Origin of the sequence: Streptomyces rugosispiralis (genome assembly GCF_024505145.1) — a bacterium.
GTDB lineage: Bacteria > Actinomycetota > Actinomycetes > Streptomycetales > Streptomycetaceae > Streptomyces > Streptomyces rugosispiralis.
The window spans coordinates 25,259-42,314 of the sequence record NZ_JANIAA010000028.1; the positions used below are offsets into that span (position 1 = coordinate 25,259).

A 17,056-nucleotide genomic window follows, 5' to 3' on the forward strand; every position below is an offset into this window, starting at 1 on the left:
GTGTTTTCGGAGGGGGTACCCGGAGGGGCCGTCCCGACGGGCCGCGCTCCGGATCGGCGTCGGCCCCCACCGGCCCGGCGGCCGGCAACGCGCCTTGCGCCCCCGCCCCCTGCCCCGCTGCTCAATCGCGCGAAGCGCGCGAGACGATACCCGCACCTGGCATCCGGCCTGCGCTCAGAGGGTGCGATCGAGGCGGCCAGTCTTTATGGCGCGTATGAACACGCCGAGCGCGGCGGGCGTCGTACGGATCACCGCCTCGGGCTCGTCGCTCTCGCGTATGTGGATGCCGTCGGGGGTGGTGGAAAGTTCCACGCAGTTGGCGCCAACGTCCGTGCTGAAGGAGGATTTGCGCCACTTGAGGTCAGTCATGCCCGCGCTTCCTAGTAATGGCTGTAGCGGAGGTGTTGGATCAGGCCCAGCGAATCTCGCACGTCGTCGCGCACCGCAGAAGGGCTGCCGTCCACTGGCGGGAGGGCTACTGAACCGAGCCGGTCGAAGTGCGCTCGGTACTGGTTGATCGAGTCAGGGCCGTGGAGGAGTGTGGACTGGCCGGCGTGGTCCATCTGGAGCGTTTCCAGAATCCCGCCGTGTGAAGCGATCAAGCTGAAGGGGGTGTTCACCGCTGGAACACCGTCTGCGGTGAAGGGCAGGACCTGGATCGTCACATGCGGCATTTCCGCCAGTTCCACGAGCCGCAGTAACTGCTTGCGCGTCACGGCCGAGCCGCCGAACCGCATGTGCAACGCGGCCTCGTGGATAACGGCGTGGACCGCCGGCGGCTCTTCGGCGGTGAGGGCTGCCTGGCGTCGCATGCGGAACTCGACCGCCCTGTCGATGTCCACGGGATCCGTCACCACGTCGCTGACCCGGAAGATAGCGCGGATGTAATCCTCCGTCTGGAAGATCCCGGGGATGAACGCGCCACGGAGGCGTCGCATGGGAGCACCCGCACACCCGGAACATCCGTACCGCTACACCCTCTCCGCCCCCGCCCTCCCCACCTCACCCCGCTTGTGCCGCGACTTCGTGCGCGGGATCTTCGCGGCTTCAGGACTTCCCCAACTGGCCGACGCGGCAGCGATCTGCACGTCGGAGTTAGTGACCAACGTCCATCGGCACGGCAAGGGCGACGTACGGATGGCCGCCACCATTCAGCACGACCGCGTCCGGGTGACCGTCCACGACGACAGCCCCGAACTCCCCTCGCCCCGCCGCGCGGCGAACGATGAGACCAACGGGCGTGGCCTCTTCCTGGTCACGGCCCTTTCCGATGTCTGCGGCATGACCCTCGACGAACCGGCCGAAGGCACTGGCAAAGCGGTGTGGTTCGAGTTCAACGTCCCGCCCACGCACACGAAAAGCACCGCATGAACCCCACCCCCGCCGAGCGGGTCGCCACAATCCTCCGCGACGAGTTCGCCGCCCACGTTGTACGGCTCCCCGACATCCGGGCCGACCTCAGCGACCCCCACCAACCGCAACTGCAACTCGGCACCGTCCCCCTCGGCACCGGCTTCGCGCTGCTGCGCGTACTCACCGACTACCAGCGCCTGCTGAAGGCCGAGCGGGCCCGATCACAGCGGAGAGGGTAGAGCGTCGGTATCCGGCCTGAGCCGGGCCCGGTTGGGGCATGCTGGGGCACATGAGGCAGGGGGAGCCCGGGGAGGGCGAGGGGTATTCGGGGCGGGCCGGGCGGCGGCGGGTCATCGTCGCGTCCGTGGTGAGCTGCGTGGCCATCGCGGTGGCCGTCACCCATGTGCTGGCGCCGAGCCTGAAGATAGACAACGTCACCGTGGCGCTCCTGGTGGTCGCCGTCGTGCCGTGGCTGCGCGATCTGCTCAACAGCATCGAACTGCCGGGCGGGGTCCGCCTGGAGTTCAAGGAGGCGGTCGAGCGGCGCATCGAGGCCGCCGAGCGGATCGCCGACGCCGCCCTCGTGGGGAGCGGCGACGACGGCCCCGAGGCCGACGGCGCGACGGCGCTCACGGATGTGCGCCGACTGGCCGCCGAATACCGCGAGGTCCGTACGTCGATGTCCAGCGGGTCCGCCCGTACGCAGCGCATGAACGGCATCTTCGCCCGGCTGGTGCGCGCCACCCAGCGGCTCGCCGACCCCGAGCTGAACGGCTGGCTCGGCTCCCCCGACGGCGGTCTGCGCCTGGCCGCGTACGCGCGCCTCTACGCGGTGCCGGACTCGGACGCGCTGGTGGCCCTCACGGACGCCGTCGTGAAGGAGCCGCTCGCCTTCAGCCAGTACTGGGGCCTCCACGCGCTCGACAAGGTCGTGGACGCCGTCGGGGTCGAGGACGTGCCGCCGGGGGTCGTCCGGCGCCTGGAGGACTGCCGGCCGCGCGGCAGTGACCGGGTGGCCCTGCTGCGGCGGCTGATCGCCAAGCTGCACGGGCTCTCGCCCAGGCCGTGATCGACTCCGCGGGGGCGGCGCAGACGAAGCGGTGACCCCGGCTTTTGAGAGTGTCGTCACCCGTCCGTGATGACCACCTTCCCGAAGTGCCCCCGCCCCGCGAAGTACCGGTACGCGGCGGGCGCCTCGGCGAAGGGGAAGGCGCGGTCGACGACGGGGCGCAGGCGGTGGTGCTCGATCGCGCGGTTCATCTGCTCGAACATCTCGCGGCTGCCCACGAACATCCCCTGCAGCGTGACGCCCTTGCGCAGTACGGAGGACGGGTCGGCCCCGCCGTCCCGGGACAGTACGCCGATGAGGCTGATCCGCCCGCCGACGCGTACCGCCTCCAGCGACTGCGGCAGGGTGCCCGCGCCGCCCACCTCCACGACGTGGTCGACCCCGCCGCCGGTGGCCTCGGCCACCACGCGGCCCCAGTCGGGGGTGCGGGCGTAGTTGATGCCGTCGATGGCGCCGAGGGCGCGCAGTCGCTCCAGCTTGGCGTCGTCGCTGGAGGTGGCGAGCACCCTCGCCCCACCGAGCGTGGCGAACTGGAGGGCGAACAGCGACACTCCGCCGCTGCCCAGGGTCAGCACCGTCTGGCCGGGGGTGAGTCCGCCGGAGACGGCCACCGCGTGCCAAGCGGTCACGGCGGCGCAGGGCAGCGTCGCGGTCTCGGCGAAGTCCAGCTGCGCGGGGGCGGCGACCAGGGCCTCCTGGTCGAAGAGGACGTACTCCGCGAGCACCCCGTCCGTCGGGCCGCCCAGCGCGCCCGCCGTCTTCCGCGCGGCGGCCGGGCCGGAGAGCCAGCCGGGCATGAAGATCCCGGCGACCCGGTCGCCCTCCCGCCACCGGGTGACCTCGGAACCGGCGTCCACCACCTCGCCCGCGCCGTCGGACAGCGGTACGACATCGGGTTTCAGAGCACGTCCGTACGCGTCCGACGCGATCATCAGATCCCGGTAGTTGAGCGACCAGGCCCGCATCCGGACCAGCACCTCGCGCGGCCCGGGGGCGGGCACCTCGCGCTCGTCCAGCCGGAGGGCGTCCACGCCGGTGAGGCGCGGCAGGTGGTAGTAGCGCGTCTTCATGAGACCGTTCCTCTTCTCACGCGGTCCGCGGGGTCGTGCATGGCCCGGCTTCCGGGTCCGTTCCCCGACCGGTCCGCGGGATCGGGACGGCCTGGCCGCTGACCCGCGAGCGGGGGTCGTCGGGCGTGACGTCGAGCAGGAGGTCGCTGGGGCGGCCCATGTCCTCGCCCTGGCGGATACGGACCCTGGTCGGCCCGTCGGCCAGGCCGAGTACCCGCAGATAGCCGCCGAAGGCGGCGGCCGCGGCGCCGGTGGCCGGGTCCTCGACCACCCCGCCGACGGGGAACGGATCGCGGGCGTGGAAGGCCAGCTTCTCGGTGGAGCCGTCCCCCGCGCCCTCCGCCGTCTCGCACCACACCAGATGCACCGTCGTCCAGCCGCGCCGCCGCATCACCGCCCCGAGCGCGTCGAAGTCGTAGTCGAGGTCCGCCAGCCGCTCGCGGGTGGCGGCGGCGAGGACGAGGTGGTCATTGCCCGCGAAGGCGACATGCGGGGGCAGGGCCGGGTCCAGGTCGTCCGCGGACCACCCCAGCGCCGCCAGCGCCGGCTCGAGCTCCGTACCCGGGTCGGCGGGGCGCGAGCGGGTGGGAACGCTGGTGAGCGTGGCGCGGGGCGGGCCGTCGCCGTCGGCCGTGGTCTCGACGCGGATCTCGCCCGAGGCCGTGTCGAAGACCAGCTCACCCGGGCCGTCGCGCTCGGCGAGGGCCACGGCCGTGGCGATGGTGGCGTGTCCGCAGAACGCGACCTCGGCGAGCGGGCTGAAGTACCGCAGCCGGTAGCGGCGCGCGGCCTCGTCCCGCTCGGTGATGAACGCGGTCTCCGAGTAGCCGACCCGCGCGGCGATGGCGGTCATCGCCGCGTCGTCGTCCGCGACGGCCGAGGCGTCGAGGACCACACCGGCGGGGTTGCCGCCGTCGGGGCGGGTGGTGAAGGCGGAGTAGTGCAGCACGTCGACATCCGGGGTGGATGCGGTGGACGCGGTGGGCGTCGTGGATGTGGTGGTGGACGCGGTGGGTCCGGTGGGTGCGGTCATGGCCTCCACGGTTCCACCGACCCCGGTATCGCGTCCAACGATTCCTTTCGCTCGAGTCGATCGAGGAACCCGATGAGAGCAGGTCGGAGGCGTTCTATCCTGACCGTCGTGGACACACGACTCCTGAAGACGTTCGCGGCGCTGGCGAGAACCGGCAGCTTCACCGCGACCGCCACCGAGCTCCATCTCGCCCAGTCCACCGTCACCGTCCAGATACGCACCCTGGAACGGGAGCTGGGCACCCGTCTCTTCGACCGGCTGCCCTCGGGCGCCCTGCCGACCAGCGCCGGTCGCCGATTGCTGACGGAGGCCGAGGAGGTCCTGGACGCCGAGGCCCGGCTGCGCGCGGTGGCGGCGGCCGGGAACGGCGACGGCGCGGTGGAGGGCCCGGTCGCCCTCGGCGCGGGCGAGTCCCTGTGCGCCTCGCACCTCCCCCGAGTGATCGCCTCGCTGCGCCGCAGCCACCCCGGCATCGACCTCCACCTCCACCCCGCGGGCAGCGCGGCGGCCGTCGAGGGGCTGCGTACGGGACGGCTCGACCTCGTCCTGCTCCTCGAACCGGACGTGGCCGACGCCGACCTGGTGGCCCGCCCCATCGCCCGCGAACCCCTCGTCTACGTCGCCGCCCCCGGCCATCCGCTGGCCGGACGCGAGGCGGGCTGGGACCAACTGGCCGAACAGAGCTTCTTCGTCCACGAACAGGGCTGCTCCTACAGCGACCACCTCGTCCGCACCCTCCTCGACCTCCCCGGCCCGGCACCGCGCCTCACCCGCTTCGGCAGCATCGAGGCCGCCCGCGCCTGCGTCGCCGCAGGCCTCGGCCTGACGCTGCTCCCCCGCGCCACGGTGGAACGGCAACTTGCCGATGGCTACCTCGCCGAGGTCCACGGCCCGGCCATCCCCCCGGTCCCCGTCCAGCTCACCCGCCACCGCCGCCGCTGGACCAGCCCCGCGGCTCGGGCCGTGGCGGACGAGCTGACGCGGCTGCTGGCGGCGTGAGCCGTACGCCGGACGAACTTCAGACGGGCCTCGCACGGGCCTCGGACGAGCCTCAGACGACTGCCGGACGAGCCTCAGACGAGCGTGACGCCGTCGTGGGCGCGGATCGCCGGTGGGGTGGCGGTGTCGAGTGCGTCCAGGACGCGCACGGCGTACGCCTCGTCGGCGAGATCGGGGACCTCGGCGCGGGTGGCCCAGCGCCAGGCCCGGGTGCGGGGGCCGGTGGCGGGGGTGCCGTCGAGCGCCTCACAGCGGAAGACGAGGGAGACGGTGAGGTCGTTCATGTCCTTGTAGACCCCGGTGAGCGCGGCCGGGAGCGCGATCTTGACGCCCGTCTCCTCGAGGATCTCGCGCTGCAGGGCGTCGGGGATGGCGGCATCGGGGTCGAGCGCACCGCCCGGCGGTTCCCAGGTGCTGCCGTCGCGCCGCTTGATCAGCAGCGCCCGGCCGCGCTCGTCCACGATCACGCCGGCGACGCTCACGGTGTGCGGGCGGTCTTGGGGGCGGTCAGTGGTCACGTTCTCGGCCCTCTCGGCTGGCTGGCGCCCTCACCGTAGCAACGTGGCGGGCGTGGGAGCGGGGTGTGCGCAGGAGTTCATGTTTCGCTCCCTCCGGCCGGGCGGATTGTTAAGGCCGGGTCGGGAAAGTGGCGGGCCGCAGATCAGTAGGAGGACACGATGAGACTGTGGCACCGTGCCGCGTGCACCGCGGTTGCCCTGAGCGCGGTTTCGCTCGGCCTGTGCGCCGGGCCGGCGGCCGCCGACTCCGGCGAGGGCCGGTACACCTTCGCGGTGATCGGCGACATTCCGTACGGCAGCGCCGAGATCGCCGACTTCCCCAAGGTCATCGACCAGATCAACGCCGACCCCGATGTGCGGTTCGTCGATCACTTGGGTGACATCAAGGACGGCTCGTCCGTCTGCGACGACGCGTACTTCAAGATGATCAAGTCGGACTTCGACCGGTTCGAGGACCCGCTGGTCTACACGGTGGGCGACAACGAGTGGACGGACTGCCACCGCCCGAACAACGGTGGCTACAACCCGCTGGAGCGCCTGGCCACCATCCGGAAGGTCTTCTTCCCGCACCCCGGCCGGACCCTCGGTGAGAACAGCGTCCCGGTGACCTCGCAGGCGGCCCAGGGCTATCCCGAGAACGTTGGCTACCGGCGGGCGGGCGTGTCCTTCGCCGCCCTGCACATCGTGGGCAGCAACAACGACATGGCGCCGTGGACGGGCAACACCGCGCCCACGCCGGAGCAGACCGCCGAGGCCAAGGGGCGCACGGCCGCCGTCGTGCGGTTGATCCACGAGACCTTCGACGCGGCCCGGCGCCACCACGACAAGGCGGTCACCCTCCTCACCCAGGCCGACATGTTCGACCCGACGGTCAAGGACCCCGCCTTCGCGGACTATTCGGCCTTCCAGCCGATCGTCAAGGCGATCGCCGACGAGTCCGCGGCCTTCCGCGGGCCGGTGTATCTGCTCAACGGCGACAGCCACGTCTACAACAGTGACAAGCCGCTGGACGGCGGCTCGAAGTGGCTGTCCTTCTACGGGGTCGGGAATCCCGCCCCGAACCTGTCCCGGGTGACGGTCGACGGTTCGAGCAACGCCGACAACTGGCTGAAGGTCACGGTGAAGCCGGGGAGCAAGCAGGTGCTGAGCTGGACCCGGGTGCCGTTCACGTCCTGAGCGCCCCTGAACCCGAACGTGAGGGCACGGCCCGCCGACGGTGCGCACACCCCGGCGGGCCCCGCCATGCGGCCCTAGTGGACGTCCACGACGCCGTCCTCCTGCCCACGCCGGTCCTGCTTCTTCCCCTCGGACTCGTTCATGTTGCGCCGCACCGCGTCCAGGATGGTCAGACCCTGCCCGACCAGGCTCGCCGCGATCTCGCCCAGCCCGTCCGCCCCGTTGAGGACGTTGACGTTCGCCCCGGAGAGTCCGGAGGCGGCCTCCTTGACGATCTGCGGCAGTTGGTCGATCAGCATGCGGTCGAGCGCGACCCGGCCGTGTGAGGCCGCCGCCTCGGCCTGGATCTTCATCCGCTCCGCCTCGGCCAGCGCCACCACCCGGATCCGCTCGGCCTCCGCCTCCGCCGGTTTCACGATCTCGGCCACCAGCTGCTGCTGCCGCAGATCGGCCGCCCGCTGGGCCAACTCCGTGCGCGCGGAGAGTACTTCCTGCTGTGCGTGCGCCTCCGCCAGCGGTCCGGCCTGGGCGGCCTGCGCCTGGGCGCGGTCCACCTCGGCGTTGTACTGGGCCTGCACCACCGCCGTCTGCCGCGCGTACTCGGCCTGGTTGCGCGCCGCCTCCTGCTCCGCCTCGGCCGACGCCTGGCTGGCCTTGGCCTGGGCGATCTGGGCCTGCCGCTGGATGGCGGCCTTGTGCGGGGCGGACATCGCGTCGATATAGCCGGTGTCGCCGTCGTCGATCGACTGGATCTGCAACGAGTCCACGATCAGACCGATCTTGGCCATCTCCGCCTTGGAGGTGTCCAGCACCTCGGTGGCCAGCTTCTGCCGCTCGGTGATGAGTTCCTCGACCGTCATCGAGCCGATGATGGCCCGCAGATGACCCGCGAAGATCCGCCCGGTCAGCACCGCCATCTGCTCCTGGTCGGAGAGGAACCGCTGGCCCGCGTTGACGATGGACTCGGTGTCATTGCCCACCTTGAACGCGATCACCGCGCGCACCGTCAGCGTGATGCCCTGTCGGCTGACGCACTTCTCCGCGACCTCGGCCTCACACATCGCCAGTGTCAGGAAGCGGACCTTGCGGAAGACCGGGAGCACGAACTTGCCGTGCCCTGTCACCACGCGAAACGGCGCACCCCCATGTCCACGCCTGCCACCCGAGATCAGCATCGCCTGGTCGGGTGCGGGCACGCGGTAACCGAACATCCTTCGTCTCCTCAGCCTGCGCCGCCGGCCCCGCCGGACGACGCCTCCAATGGATCGGCCCACTCGATGACATCGACCTGGCGGGAGCCGCGAGAGTCGATCACGAGAACGGACGCGCCTTGCGGCAGCGGGTCGGAGGACCAGGCGAGGAACGTCTCCGAACCACCCCTGACGCGCACCAGGACCTCGCCGGGACCACTGGCACCACGGGTGCCCAGAAGCAGCACCCCGGTGCGACCGATCACAGGATCATCCGGTGTCATAGCGGCAGCCCCCCGTCATTCCGCTGCTGAAATCCGACGTTAGACCGTTTTCCCGGCGCCGGATACGGTTGTGCGCAGCGGGGATCGGGAGAACCGCCACCCGCGCGGACGGCCGCTACGAGGCGGTGTCCTTGGCTTCGTCGGCCTTGCCCTCGGCGTCCTTGGCCTCGGTCTCGGTCTCGGCCCCGCCGCTCTCCGAGTCCTCGAAGTACGCGTCGAGCACCGCGTCCAGCTCCGCCGTCCATTCCTTGAGGAACTTGCGGGCCGGTGCCTCGACATCGGCGGTGTACCAGCGCCGGTTGGTCGTATAGACGGTGATCCCGAAGCGCTTGCCGAACCGCGGGGTGTCGACCTCCACCGCGCCGATCTCGTCCCACCCGAACTCGGCCTTCTCGCCGTCGAGTTCGAATACGACTCCGCGGCGACCGGCCCGTATGGCGCCGCGCCGGTCGGACACGTCGAAGACGACCCCGCCGTCCTCGTCCTCGTCCTGGTCCGCGTCCGCGTCCCCGTCCGCGTCCTCCGCGCCGTCGTCCGCTTCCCCGTCGGACGCGACGACGTCCTTCGACGCGTCGGCTTCGCCGTCGGACTCCGCCGCGGCCTCGACGCGCTCTTCCTCGTCGAGCTTCGGCTCGTCCTCGGCGGTGACTTCCTCCGGCGGCCGCTCCGCCGCTGCCTTGTCCGGGGTGTCCTCCTCCACATCGGCAGGGCGCGGGGACGTCAGGCCGGGGATGTACCCCGGATCCGTCCCGGCGGTGTGCATGGGCGGGATGATCGGTCCATTGCTCTGCTCCACGGCCGGAAGTATTGCCGATAAACCTGTGCCGACGACAGGCAACCCCGGGGCCAATCAAGCAGACACGGGAAAGCCGCAGGTTACGCGGAGCCGATTGGGGCGCGGGCCGCAGCGGTGGCCTGGCGGGCGCGCACCTTTACCGTCCCTTTACTATGGTTGTGGGGACACTTGACCTACTAGCGCCCCCAGCACTCTCCCAGCGACGTAAGGAGCACCGGACCCGCAATGGGCGAACCTCCCAGTACCACCCGTGCCACACCCCGCCCGCCCCTAGGCGGAGCACCCCTTACAGGGCAGACGGGAGTGGCACGGTGACCGAGATCCTGCTGCTTCTCCTCGCACTGGCCCTCACCCTCGCCTGCGCCCTCTTCGTGGCCGCCGAGTTCTCCCTCACCACCGTCGAGCGCGGTGCCCTGGAGCGCGCCGCCGAAGCCGGTGAGCGCGGGGCCGACAGCGCGCTCACGGCCGTGCGCCGGCTGACGTTCCAGCTCTCCGGGGCCCAGCTGGGCATCACCGTCACCTCCCTGGTGATCGGCATGCTCGCCGAGCCCTCGCTGGCCGCCCTCCTCGAAACCCCGCTCACCGCGATCGGCCTGCCCGACGGCGCGGCCTCGACGACCGCCGTGGTGCTGGGCGTGGCCGTCTCCACGGTGGTGCTGATGGTCGCCGGGGAGCTGGTGCCCAAGAACTGGGCCATCTCCCGCCCGCTGCACGTGGCCAAGGCCGTCGCCTCCCCGCAGCGCGCCTTCACCGCCGCCTTCGCCCCGCTGATCCACCACCTCAACAACACGGCCAACCGCCTGGTGCGCCGCATGGGCCTGGAGCCCGCCGAGGAACTGGCCTCCGCCCGTACGCCGGACGAGCTGGTCGCGCTGGCCCGCCACTCGGCCGCCGAGGGCGCGCTGGAGCAGGACGCGGCCGAGCTGTTCGTCCGCACGCTCCACCTGGGCGAGCTGACCGCCGAGAACGTGATGACCCCGCGTGTGGACGTCCAGGCGCTGGAGGCCCACGCCACCGCCGCCGACGCGGCCAACCTCACCCTGGCCACCGGGCGGTCCCGCTTCCCCGTCTACCGCGACACCCTGGACGAGGTGGTCGGCACCGTGCACATCCGCGACGTCCTCGCCCTGGACGCCGTCCGCCGCGCCACCACCCCCGTCACCGATCTGGCCACGCCCCCGCTGCTGGTGCCCGACAGCCTCCCGGTGGACCGGCTGCTGGACCGGCTGCGCCGCGCGCACACCATGGCCGTCGTCATCGACGAGTACGGGGGCACCGCGGGCATCGCCACCCTGGAGGACATCGTCGAGGAGATCGTCGGCGACGTCCGGGACGAACACGACACCGACGAGACGCCGGGCCTGGTGCCGCTCGGCCCCGGCGCCTGGGAGGCGGACGGCGGCGTACGGCTGGACGAACTCACCGGCATCGGCCTGACCGCCCCCGAGGGCCCGTACGAAACCGTCTCGGGCCTGCTGGCCACCGCCCTGGGGCGGATCCCGGCGGCCGGGGACACCTTTGAGACGGACGACGGCTGGCAGCTCACGGTCCTGAAGGTGGACCACCACCGCGCCGACCGCGTACGGATCACGGAGGCCGCCGAGACCGGCCACACCCCCCAGTCCTCCGAGGCCGCCGAGACCGGCCACACCCCCCGGTCCCCCGAGGCCGCCGAGACCGGCCACACCTCTGAGTCCTCCGAGGCCGCCCGATGACCGTCGTTCAACTCGCCATCGGCGCCCTCACCCTCCTCACCAACGCCTTCTTCGTCGGCGCCGAATTCGCCCTGATCTCCGTGCGCCGCAGCCAGATCGAACCGCGTGCGCAGGCGGGGGAGAAACGGGCGCGCGGTGTGCTGTGGGCGCTGGAGCACCTGTCCGCGCTGATGGCCACCGCCCAGCTCGGCATCACCATCTCCTCCCTCGTGCTGGGCGCGGTCGCCGAACCGGCCATCGCCCATCTGCTGGAGCCCGGTTTCGACGCCGTCCATGTCCCGCCCGCCCTGGTGCATCCGATCGCGTTCGTCATCGCGCTCACGGCGGCCACGTATCTCCACATGCTCATCGGCGAGATGGTCCCCAAGAACATCGCCCTCGCCGCGCCCGAGCGCACCGCGCTTCTCCTCGGCCCGCCGCTGGTGGCCCTCACCCGCCTCCTGCGCCCCGTGGTCTTCGGCGTCAACGCGTTCGCCAACGCGCTGCTGCGGCTGCTGAAGGTCGAGCCGAAGGACGAGGTCGAGTCGGTCTTCACCGACGACGAACTCATCCGGCTGGTACGGGACTCCAGCGACGCCGGGCTGCTGGACAAGTCCGGTGGCGAGCGGCTGCGCGACGCCCTGGAGCTGGGCACCCGGCGGGTCGGCGACATCCTCGTCCCCCTCGACGAGATGGTCACCGTCGACCACCGCGTCACCCCCGCCCAACTGGAACGCACGGCGGCCGCCTCCGGCTACGGCCGGCTCCCGGTCACCGGCCCCGGCGGCGCCATCCTGGGCTATCTGCACATCAAGGACACCCTCGGCGTCGCCGACCGGGACCGCCCCTTCCCGCCCACCGCCGTGCACACCGTCCCCCGTGTGCGCGCCGACACCCCGCTGGACGACACCCTCACCACCATGCGCGCCACGGGGGCCCATCTGGCCGCCGTGACGGCCGACACCGGCGCGGTCCTGGGCTTCGTCACGATGACGGACGTCCTGGACGAACTGGTGGGCCCGGCCACCCCGGCCTAGCCGGGGGGCGTCACACGGCGCGGCTCAGGCCGACGGCCGGGCCGGCGGATGAACCGACGGTCGGTCCGGCCGTACGGAGAACGCCGTGTCCCCGGCCGTCGCCACGATCGCGTCCTTGACGAGCAGCACCCTCGGCTCCGCGTCCTCCGCCGCGGTCCCGGGGTCGTTCAGCGCGGCCGTGCGCCACGCCTCCTTGCCGTCGGCCACGTTCAGCGCGAGCAGACGGCCGAAGCGGTTGGCGAAGTACAGCTGCCCGTACCGCCGGGACAGCACCGGCTCGGACAGGCTCTCCGTCTCCGTCGACCGCTGCCACAGCTCGCGGCCGCTGTCCGCCGCCACCGCGGTGACCATTCCGTTGGGACGGACGAAGTAGACGGTGCCGTCCAGCAGGGTCGGCTTGCCGAGCACGGGGCGCCGCAGCGGGATCCGCGTGATCTCGCCGGTGCGCGTATCCACCCGCACCATGGCGTTGTACGGGCGCTCGTACCCCGAGTCGTACACCTCCTTCGCGGTCTGCGGGACCAGGAACAGCGGCTTGCCCTGGACCGCGCCGAGGGTCAGCGCCTTCCGCGGGAGGGTGGTGAGGTTCCGCTGCGTGCCGTCGGAGGGGTCGAGCCGCAGCAGGTCGTACGGGCCCTCGGCGGCCAGGCCGTTGGAGTCGTTGGGCGCGCACAGGGCGTACGGCGCACCGTCCAGCGTCGTCGGCTCGCAGAACTTCCCCTCGAGCGCCGGAGACTGCCACAGCCGGGCGCCCGACGGCCCGTAGGCGACGAGCTCCCGGGCATCCGACGACAGCGTCAGCACCCCGCCGCGGAACATGCGCACGTCGGCGGAGCCGCTGATGCTCCGCTCCCACCGCTGCTTCCGGGTGGCGACGTCCAGGGCCACGACGTACCGCTCGCCGCCCTCCGCCTCCCGGTAGGTGTAGACGATTCCGTCCCGCACCCCGATGGGCCGCGCCAGCTGGGGGCGGGTGCCCCACCGCCACTGGACGTGGCCGGTGGCGGCGTCGACCCTGGCGACCGTGAACCCGTTGCCGCCGCAGTACAGGGTCCGGCCGTCCTCCGGGGCACATCCCGGCTCGTTGTAGACGAGGGGCGGCCCCTCGGTCTCGGCCCGCAGGTCCGCCCGCCACGGCTGCCAGCCCTTGGGGAGCGAGGCGGGCCGCTGGGAGTGCGCGGCGTCGGCGGTGGCGGACGCGTCGCCCGACGAGTCCGTCATGTCCGGGGCGAAGACCGCCGCGGCGACGGTGAGCCCGGTGACGGCCAGGGCCACTCCGGCGGTGGTGACGACGAGCTGCCGCCGGGCGCCTCGCCGCGGTGGGGCCGGCGGGGAGGCGGGGGGCTGCGGGGCGTGGGCCGGGGTCGGGGCCGGGGCTGGGCTCGCGGCCGGGGAGACGGGAGGACGTCCAGGGGCGGACGCGGCGGGGCCGGGGGCCGCCCCGGGGCTGCCGACCGTCCCGGGCCCGTGCGCCGTCGCGGAGCCATCGGCCGCCGCCGGGGAAGCCGCCGGGAAATCCGACAGCCCGCGCAGCAGGCGATGCAGCTCGTCCAGTTCCGGCCGGGCCTCCGGATCCTTGGCCAGACAGCGCTCGGCGATGGGCCGCAGCGGTTCCGGGACCCCCTCCAGGGTCGGCTGCTCGTACATCACCTGGTAGCCCGACAGATAGGGGCTGTCCGACTCGAACGGACTGCTGCCCCGCGCCGCGTACACCAGCAGCGAGCCCAGCGAGAAGACGTCCGATGCCCCCGTGACCCCCCGCGGACTGCGCAGCTGCTCCGGCGACATGAACGGCGGGGTGCCGAGCACCCGCCCGATGGTGACGGTGAGCGTCTGGCTGTCGACGGCGCGGGAGATGCCGAAGTCGATGACGCGCGGACCGTCCTCGGCCATCAGGATGTTGGCCGGTTTCAGATCCCGGTGCACCACCCCGGCCCGGTGGATGTCGCGCAGCGCCTCGACCAGTCCGAGGCCGAGCGTCCGCAACTCCCGCCCGCTCAGGGGCCCGTTCCTCCGGACGACCTCGGAGAGGGTTCGGCCCGGTACGTACAGGGTGGCCATCCACGGCCGGTCGGCCTCCGGATCGGCGTCCACGACGGGGGCGGTGAACGCCCCGCTCACCCGGCGCGCCGCCGCGACCTCCTGCCGGAAGCGGGTGCGGAACTCCTCGTCCTGCGCGTACTGCTCATGGACCAGCTTGATCGCGACCCGGCGCCCCGAGGCCGCGCGCCCGAGATAGACGACGCCCATGCCGCCCGCCCCGAGCCGGTCGAGCAGGGCGTAGCCGCCTATGGATTCCGGATCCCCGGTGGCCAGCGGCATCGCCGATCCCCTCTCCCGCGCCTCTCCCGCGCTGTTTTCGCGTCTCGAACACGGTCCTACCGGAGACCTACATTAGGTCGGCCGGGGCCCCGGCGGACCATGCGGTCCAGGACGTGGCGGAACGGTGATGTGCGCCACGGCCGCGCGCGGGGGCGAACGGGGCGGTGCGGACAGGGAAGTTCCGTTAGTCGCGCGTTAGCGGAACGGAGCCGGGACGGCAGTGATACGCCAGCGGACCACGGAAAGCTCATAGCCACACCGAGGGCCGGTGCGGAACACCGGCCGGACCGCCGACCCATTGGGGGAGCCCGCCATGAACGTCACCGCCTACCGTCGCGGCCGCACCGTCCGTACGATCGCCGCCTCCATCGTGGCCGTCGCCGCGCTGAGCGTGACCGCGGCGTGCAGCGGGGACGGAGACGGCGGCTCCGACAACGCGGGCAAGGCGAACTCGTCGGCCACGGCCCCCGCGTCCGGCGCGGACGAACAGGGTGCGGGCAAGGCCGAGGCGGGCAAGGCCGAGCCGGGCAAGGAGAACCAGGGCGGCAAGGAGAACCAGGGCGGCAAGGAGAACCAGGGCGGCAAGGAGGGCGCCGCCGGTGTCAAGGACGCGAAGTCGCAGACCCAGAATTCCGGCGGCGGCTCCGAGTCCGACCCGGTCGGCGACTGCGACATCAACAAGACGGCCATCACCGTCCAGAACGTCAAGAGCCCCATCAATCACATGCTGCTCAAGGCGACCAACAAGGCCGGCGTGGACTGCAAGCTGGTCGGCTACCCGAGCCTGAAGTTCGGCGCCGACGCGCAGGCCGCCACCCCGGTGAACGAGGACAGCAAGCCGCAGGCCGTGGTCATGCTCGCCCCGGGCGAGAGCGCCTACGCGGGCATCACCACCTCCGCGGCGGACGGCTCGGGCGTCGAGGGCGGCAAGGTCGACTCGCTCGAGGTCTTCATCGACGGCAACGAGGACCCCAAGCCGGTCGAACTGCCCGGCGGCTCGGTCTACGTCGACAGCGCGGCGAAGGTCACGTACTGGCAGAAGGACGCGCAGACCGCCCTGACCTGGTAACACGCGCACAAGCACCCCTGTGCCCGACTGTTCATCTACATGAACACTGTCTTGCATAGAAGACAGCCCGCCCTGGAGGATGAAGCGGCGCCGCCGACGCGGCGCACCGGGCACAGGCACAGGGGTGGGGAACGGATGGGCATCGGCTCCGCGGTGCTGCTGGTGTCGGCCGGTGTGGCCTCCGGGCTCGCCGGTTCGATCGCGGGGCTGGCCTCGCTGTTCAGCTATCCGGCGCTGCTGGCGGTGGGACTGCCGCCGGTGGCCGCGAATGTGACCAACACGGTGGCGCTGTTCTCCAACACCGTCGGCACCGCGGCCGGATCCCGCGCCGAACTCCGCGGCCGACGCGACCGCCTCCTCCGCCTCGCCGCCATCGCGGCGCTGGGCGGCGCGGTCGGGGCCGCCCTGCTGCTGTCCACCCCGTCCTCCGCCTTCGAGGCCGTCGTACCGTGGCTGATCGCCCTCGGCTCGGTACTGATCCTGGTCCGCGACCCGCTCCGCCGGCTCATGGCCTCCCGCTCACGCCCCCTGGCCCACACCGCCCGCCCCACCCTCCCGCTGGCGTGCGCGGTCCTGCTGGTCGGCCTCTACGGCGGCTACTTCGGCGCGGCCTCGGGCGTCCTGATGCTGGCAGTGCTCTCCCTGACGGCCACGGAACCCCTCCCGGTCACCAACGCCGTCAAGAACATCGCCACCGGCGCGGCCAACGTAACGGCCGCGGTCGCCTACGTAGCCGTAGCCCCGGTCAACTGGCCCGCCGCCGCCACCCTCGGCCTGGGCGCCCTCCTGGGCAGCTGGCTGGGCCCCCTGGCCGTCCGCCGCCTCCCCGAAACCCCCCTCCGAATCGCCATAGCCCTGGGCGGCCTCGGCCTGGCCATCTCCCTCTGGCGCTGACCCCGCCGACGGCATTACCCCGGACGTAATCGCACCGATCCGCTGCCCCCGGCAGCATGGTGATCGCTTCCCGCAAGGTTTCCGATCGGAGGGATCACCATGTCCTCGGCCGCGCCCATGACCACCCGCGCCCTGGTGGAGGAACTGCTGCGCCGCATCGGTGAGGGGGACCCCGAGCGGATCGCCGAGCTGTATGCCGGGCGCAGTGACTGGAAGCTGGACTGGCCGGAGAGCGAGCACGGCCGTGCGGCCACCCCGTGGATTCGGCACCGGTCCACCCGCGCGGATGTGGTGGGCCACTTCCGGGAGTTGGCCCGGCACCATGTGCCCGAGGAGGCGGACACCGAGGTCGAGCGGATTCTCGTCGACGGCGACGACGCGGTGGTGCTGGGCGAGATCCGTCAGACCGCCCGGTCCACCGGGCGCGCCTATCGTGCGCGGTTCGCCCTGCACCTCACGTTCGAGGGCGGCCTCGTCACCCGGCACCACGTCTACGAGGACAGCCTCGCGGTGGCCCAGGCGTTCAGCACGCCCCAGCCGCGGGCATGACGC

General features: G+C 72.1%; 19 protein-coding genes. 10 read left to right on the forward strand and 9 right to left on the reverse strand.

Annotation, left to right across the window (positions count from 1 at the left end):
* Positions 1 to 174: 174 nt before the first annotated feature.
* Positions 175 to 369, reverse strand: a complete 195-nt coding sequence (locus tag NP777_RS31630; protein ID WP_256653590.1) for a DUF397 domain-containing protein — start codon at positions 367 to 369, stop codon at positions 175 to 177.
* 11 nt (positions 370 to 380) lie between these two features.
* Positions 381 to 938, reverse strand: a complete 558-nt coding sequence (locus NP777_RS31635; RefSeq protein WP_256653591.1) for a DUF5753 domain-containing protein — start codon at positions 936 to 938, stop codon at positions 381 to 383.
* On the opposite strand from NP777_RS31635, the gene NP777_RS31640 reads away from it, so the two are divergent.
* The 3 genes from NP777_RS31640 to NP777_RS31650 are packed head-to-tail and all read left to right on the forward strand — an operon-like array spanning position 937 to position 2,422.
* Positions 937 to 1,371 (forward strand): ATP-binding protein, encoded by a 435-nt coding sequence (locus NP777_RS31640; protein ID WP_256653592.1) that lies wholly within the window; start codon positions 937 to 939, stop codon positions 1,369 to 1,371. The two genes, NP777_RS31635 and NP777_RS31640, sit on opposite strands and share 2 nt — an antisense overlap.
* Positions 1,368 to 1,592: a hypothetical protein gene (locus NP777_RS31645; RefSeq protein ID WP_256653593.1), complete on the forward strand. Its 225-nt coding sequence runs from the start codon at positions 1,368 to 1,370 to the stop codon at positions 1,590 to 1,592. Before NP777_RS31640 ends, NP777_RS31645 begins: the two co-directional genes overlap by 4 nt.
* Positions 1,593 to 1,642: 50 nt before the next feature.
* Entirely contained in the window at positions 1,643 to 2,422 is a 780-nt protein-coding gene (locus tag NP777_RS31650; protein WP_256653594.1) for a hypothetical protein, read from the forward strand.
* 56 nt (positions 2,423 to 2,478) lie between these two features.
* On the opposite strand, the gene NP777_RS31655 is transcribed toward NP777_RS31650, so the two are convergent.
* Entirely contained in the window at positions 2,479 to 3,492 is a 1,014-nt protein-coding gene (locus NP777_RS31655; protein WP_256653595.1) for a zinc-dependent alcohol dehydrogenase family protein, read from the reverse strand.
* A 16-nt stretch (positions 3,493 to 3,508) separates the two neighbouring features.
* Complete coding sequence (locus NP777_RS31660) at positions 3,509 to 4,525, reverse strand: PhzF family phenazine biosynthesis isomerase (protein ID WP_256653596.1); 1,017 nt, start codon at positions 4,523 to 4,525, stop codon at positions 3,509 to 3,511.
* A gap of 108 nt (positions 4,526 to 4,633) precedes the next feature.
* Here NP777_RS31660 and NP777_RS31665 point away from each other — a divergent pair, with 108 nt between their 5' ends.
* The gene (locus NP777_RS31665) at positions 4,634 to 5,524 is read left to right on the forward strand and encodes a LysR family transcriptional regulator (protein ID WP_256653597.1); all 891 of its coding nucleotides are present in this window, start codon (positions 4,634 to 4,636) and stop codon (positions 5,522 to 5,524) included.
* Between the two features lie 74 nt (positions 5,525 to 5,598).
* Here the strand turns inward: NP777_RS31665 and NP777_RS31670 are convergent, their stop codons facing one another.
* Positions 5,599 to 6,042, reverse strand: a complete 444-nt coding sequence (locus NP777_RS31670) for an NUDIX hydrolase (RefSeq protein WP_256653598.1) — start codon at positions 6,040 to 6,042, stop codon at positions 5,599 to 5,601.
* Positions 6,043 to 6,201: 159 nt separating this feature from the next.
* Between NP777_RS31670 and NP777_RS31675 the strand changes: the two genes are divergently transcribed.
* On the forward strand, positions 6,202 to 7,218 hold the full coding sequence (locus tag NP777_RS31675) for a metallophosphoesterase (protein WP_256653599.1): 1,017 nt from the start codon (positions 6,202 to 6,204) through the stop codon (positions 7,216 to 7,218).
* A 74-nt stretch (positions 7,219 to 7,292) separates the two neighbouring features.
* Here the strand turns inward: NP777_RS31675 and NP777_RS31680 are convergent, their stop codons facing one another.
* The 3 genes from NP777_RS31680 to NP777_RS31690 form a co-directional block, all read right to left on the reverse strand.
* Positions 7,293 to 8,429: an SPFH domain-containing protein gene (locus NP777_RS31680; protein ID WP_256653600.1), complete on the reverse strand. Its 1,137-nt coding sequence runs from the start codon at positions 8,427 to 8,429 to the stop codon at positions 7,293 to 7,295.
* An 11-nt stretch (positions 8,430 to 8,440) separates the two neighbouring features.
* Positions 8,441 to 8,692 carry a hypothetical protein gene (locus NP777_RS31685; protein WP_256653601.1) on the reverse strand — a complete coding sequence of 84 codons (252 nt, stop codon included), beginning with the start codon at positions 8,690 to 8,692 and terminating at the stop codon, positions 8,441 to 8,443.
* A gap of 115 nt (positions 8,693 to 8,807) precedes the next feature.
* The gene (locus NP777_RS31690) at positions 8,808 to 9,488 is read right to left on the reverse strand and encodes a hypothetical protein (protein WP_308405272.1); all 681 of its coding nucleotides are present in this window, start codon (positions 9,486 to 9,488) and stop codon (positions 8,808 to 8,810) included.
* Between the two features lie 311 nt (positions 9,489 to 9,799).
* On the opposite strand from NP777_RS31690, the gene NP777_RS31695 reads away from it, so the two are divergent.
* Positions 9,800 to 11,203, forward strand: coding sequence for a hemolysin family protein (locus NP777_RS31695; RefSeq protein ID WP_256653602.1), 1,404 nt, complete (start codon positions 9,800 to 9,802; stop codon positions 11,201 to 11,203).
* Positions 11,200 to 12,219, forward strand: coding sequence for a hemolysin family protein (locus NP777_RS31700; RefSeq protein ID WP_256653603.1), 1,020 nt, complete (start codon positions 11,200 to 11,202; stop codon positions 12,217 to 12,219). The genes NP777_RS31695 and NP777_RS31700 overlap by 4 nt, the downstream gene beginning before the upstream one ends.
* A 24-nt stretch (positions 12,220 to 12,243) precedes the next feature.
* Here NP777_RS31700 and NP777_RS31705 read toward each other — a convergent pair whose 3' ends face one another.
* A complete protein-coding gene (locus NP777_RS31705) occupies positions 12,244 to 14,541 on the reverse strand; it encodes a protein kinase domain-containing protein (protein ID WP_256653604.1) in 2,298 nt (765 codons plus the stop codon).
* A gap of 313 nt (positions 14,542 to 14,854) precedes the next feature.
* On the opposite strand from NP777_RS31705, the gene NP777_RS31710 reads away from it, so the two are divergent.
* From NP777_RS31710 to NP777_RS31720, 3 genes are all read left to right on the forward strand, one after another.
* Entirely contained in the window at positions 14,855 to 15,610 is a 756-nt protein-coding gene (locus NP777_RS31710) for a DUF4232 domain-containing protein (RefSeq protein ID WP_256653605.1), read from the forward strand.
* A gap of 135 nt (positions 15,611 to 15,745) precedes the next feature.
* Complete coding sequence (locus tag NP777_RS31715; RefSeq protein WP_256653606.1) at positions 15,746 to 16,504, forward strand: sulfite exporter TauE/SafE family protein; 759 nt, start codon at positions 15,746 to 15,748, stop codon at positions 16,502 to 16,504.
* A gap of 99 nt (positions 16,505 to 16,603) precedes the next feature.
* Complete coding sequence (locus tag NP777_RS31720; RefSeq protein ID WP_256653607.1) at positions 16,604 to 17,053, forward strand: nuclear transport factor 2 family protein; 450 nt, start codon at positions 16,604 to 16,606, stop codon at positions 17,051 to 17,053.
* The last annotated feature ends 3 nt before the right edge of the window (positions 17,054 to 17,056 follow it).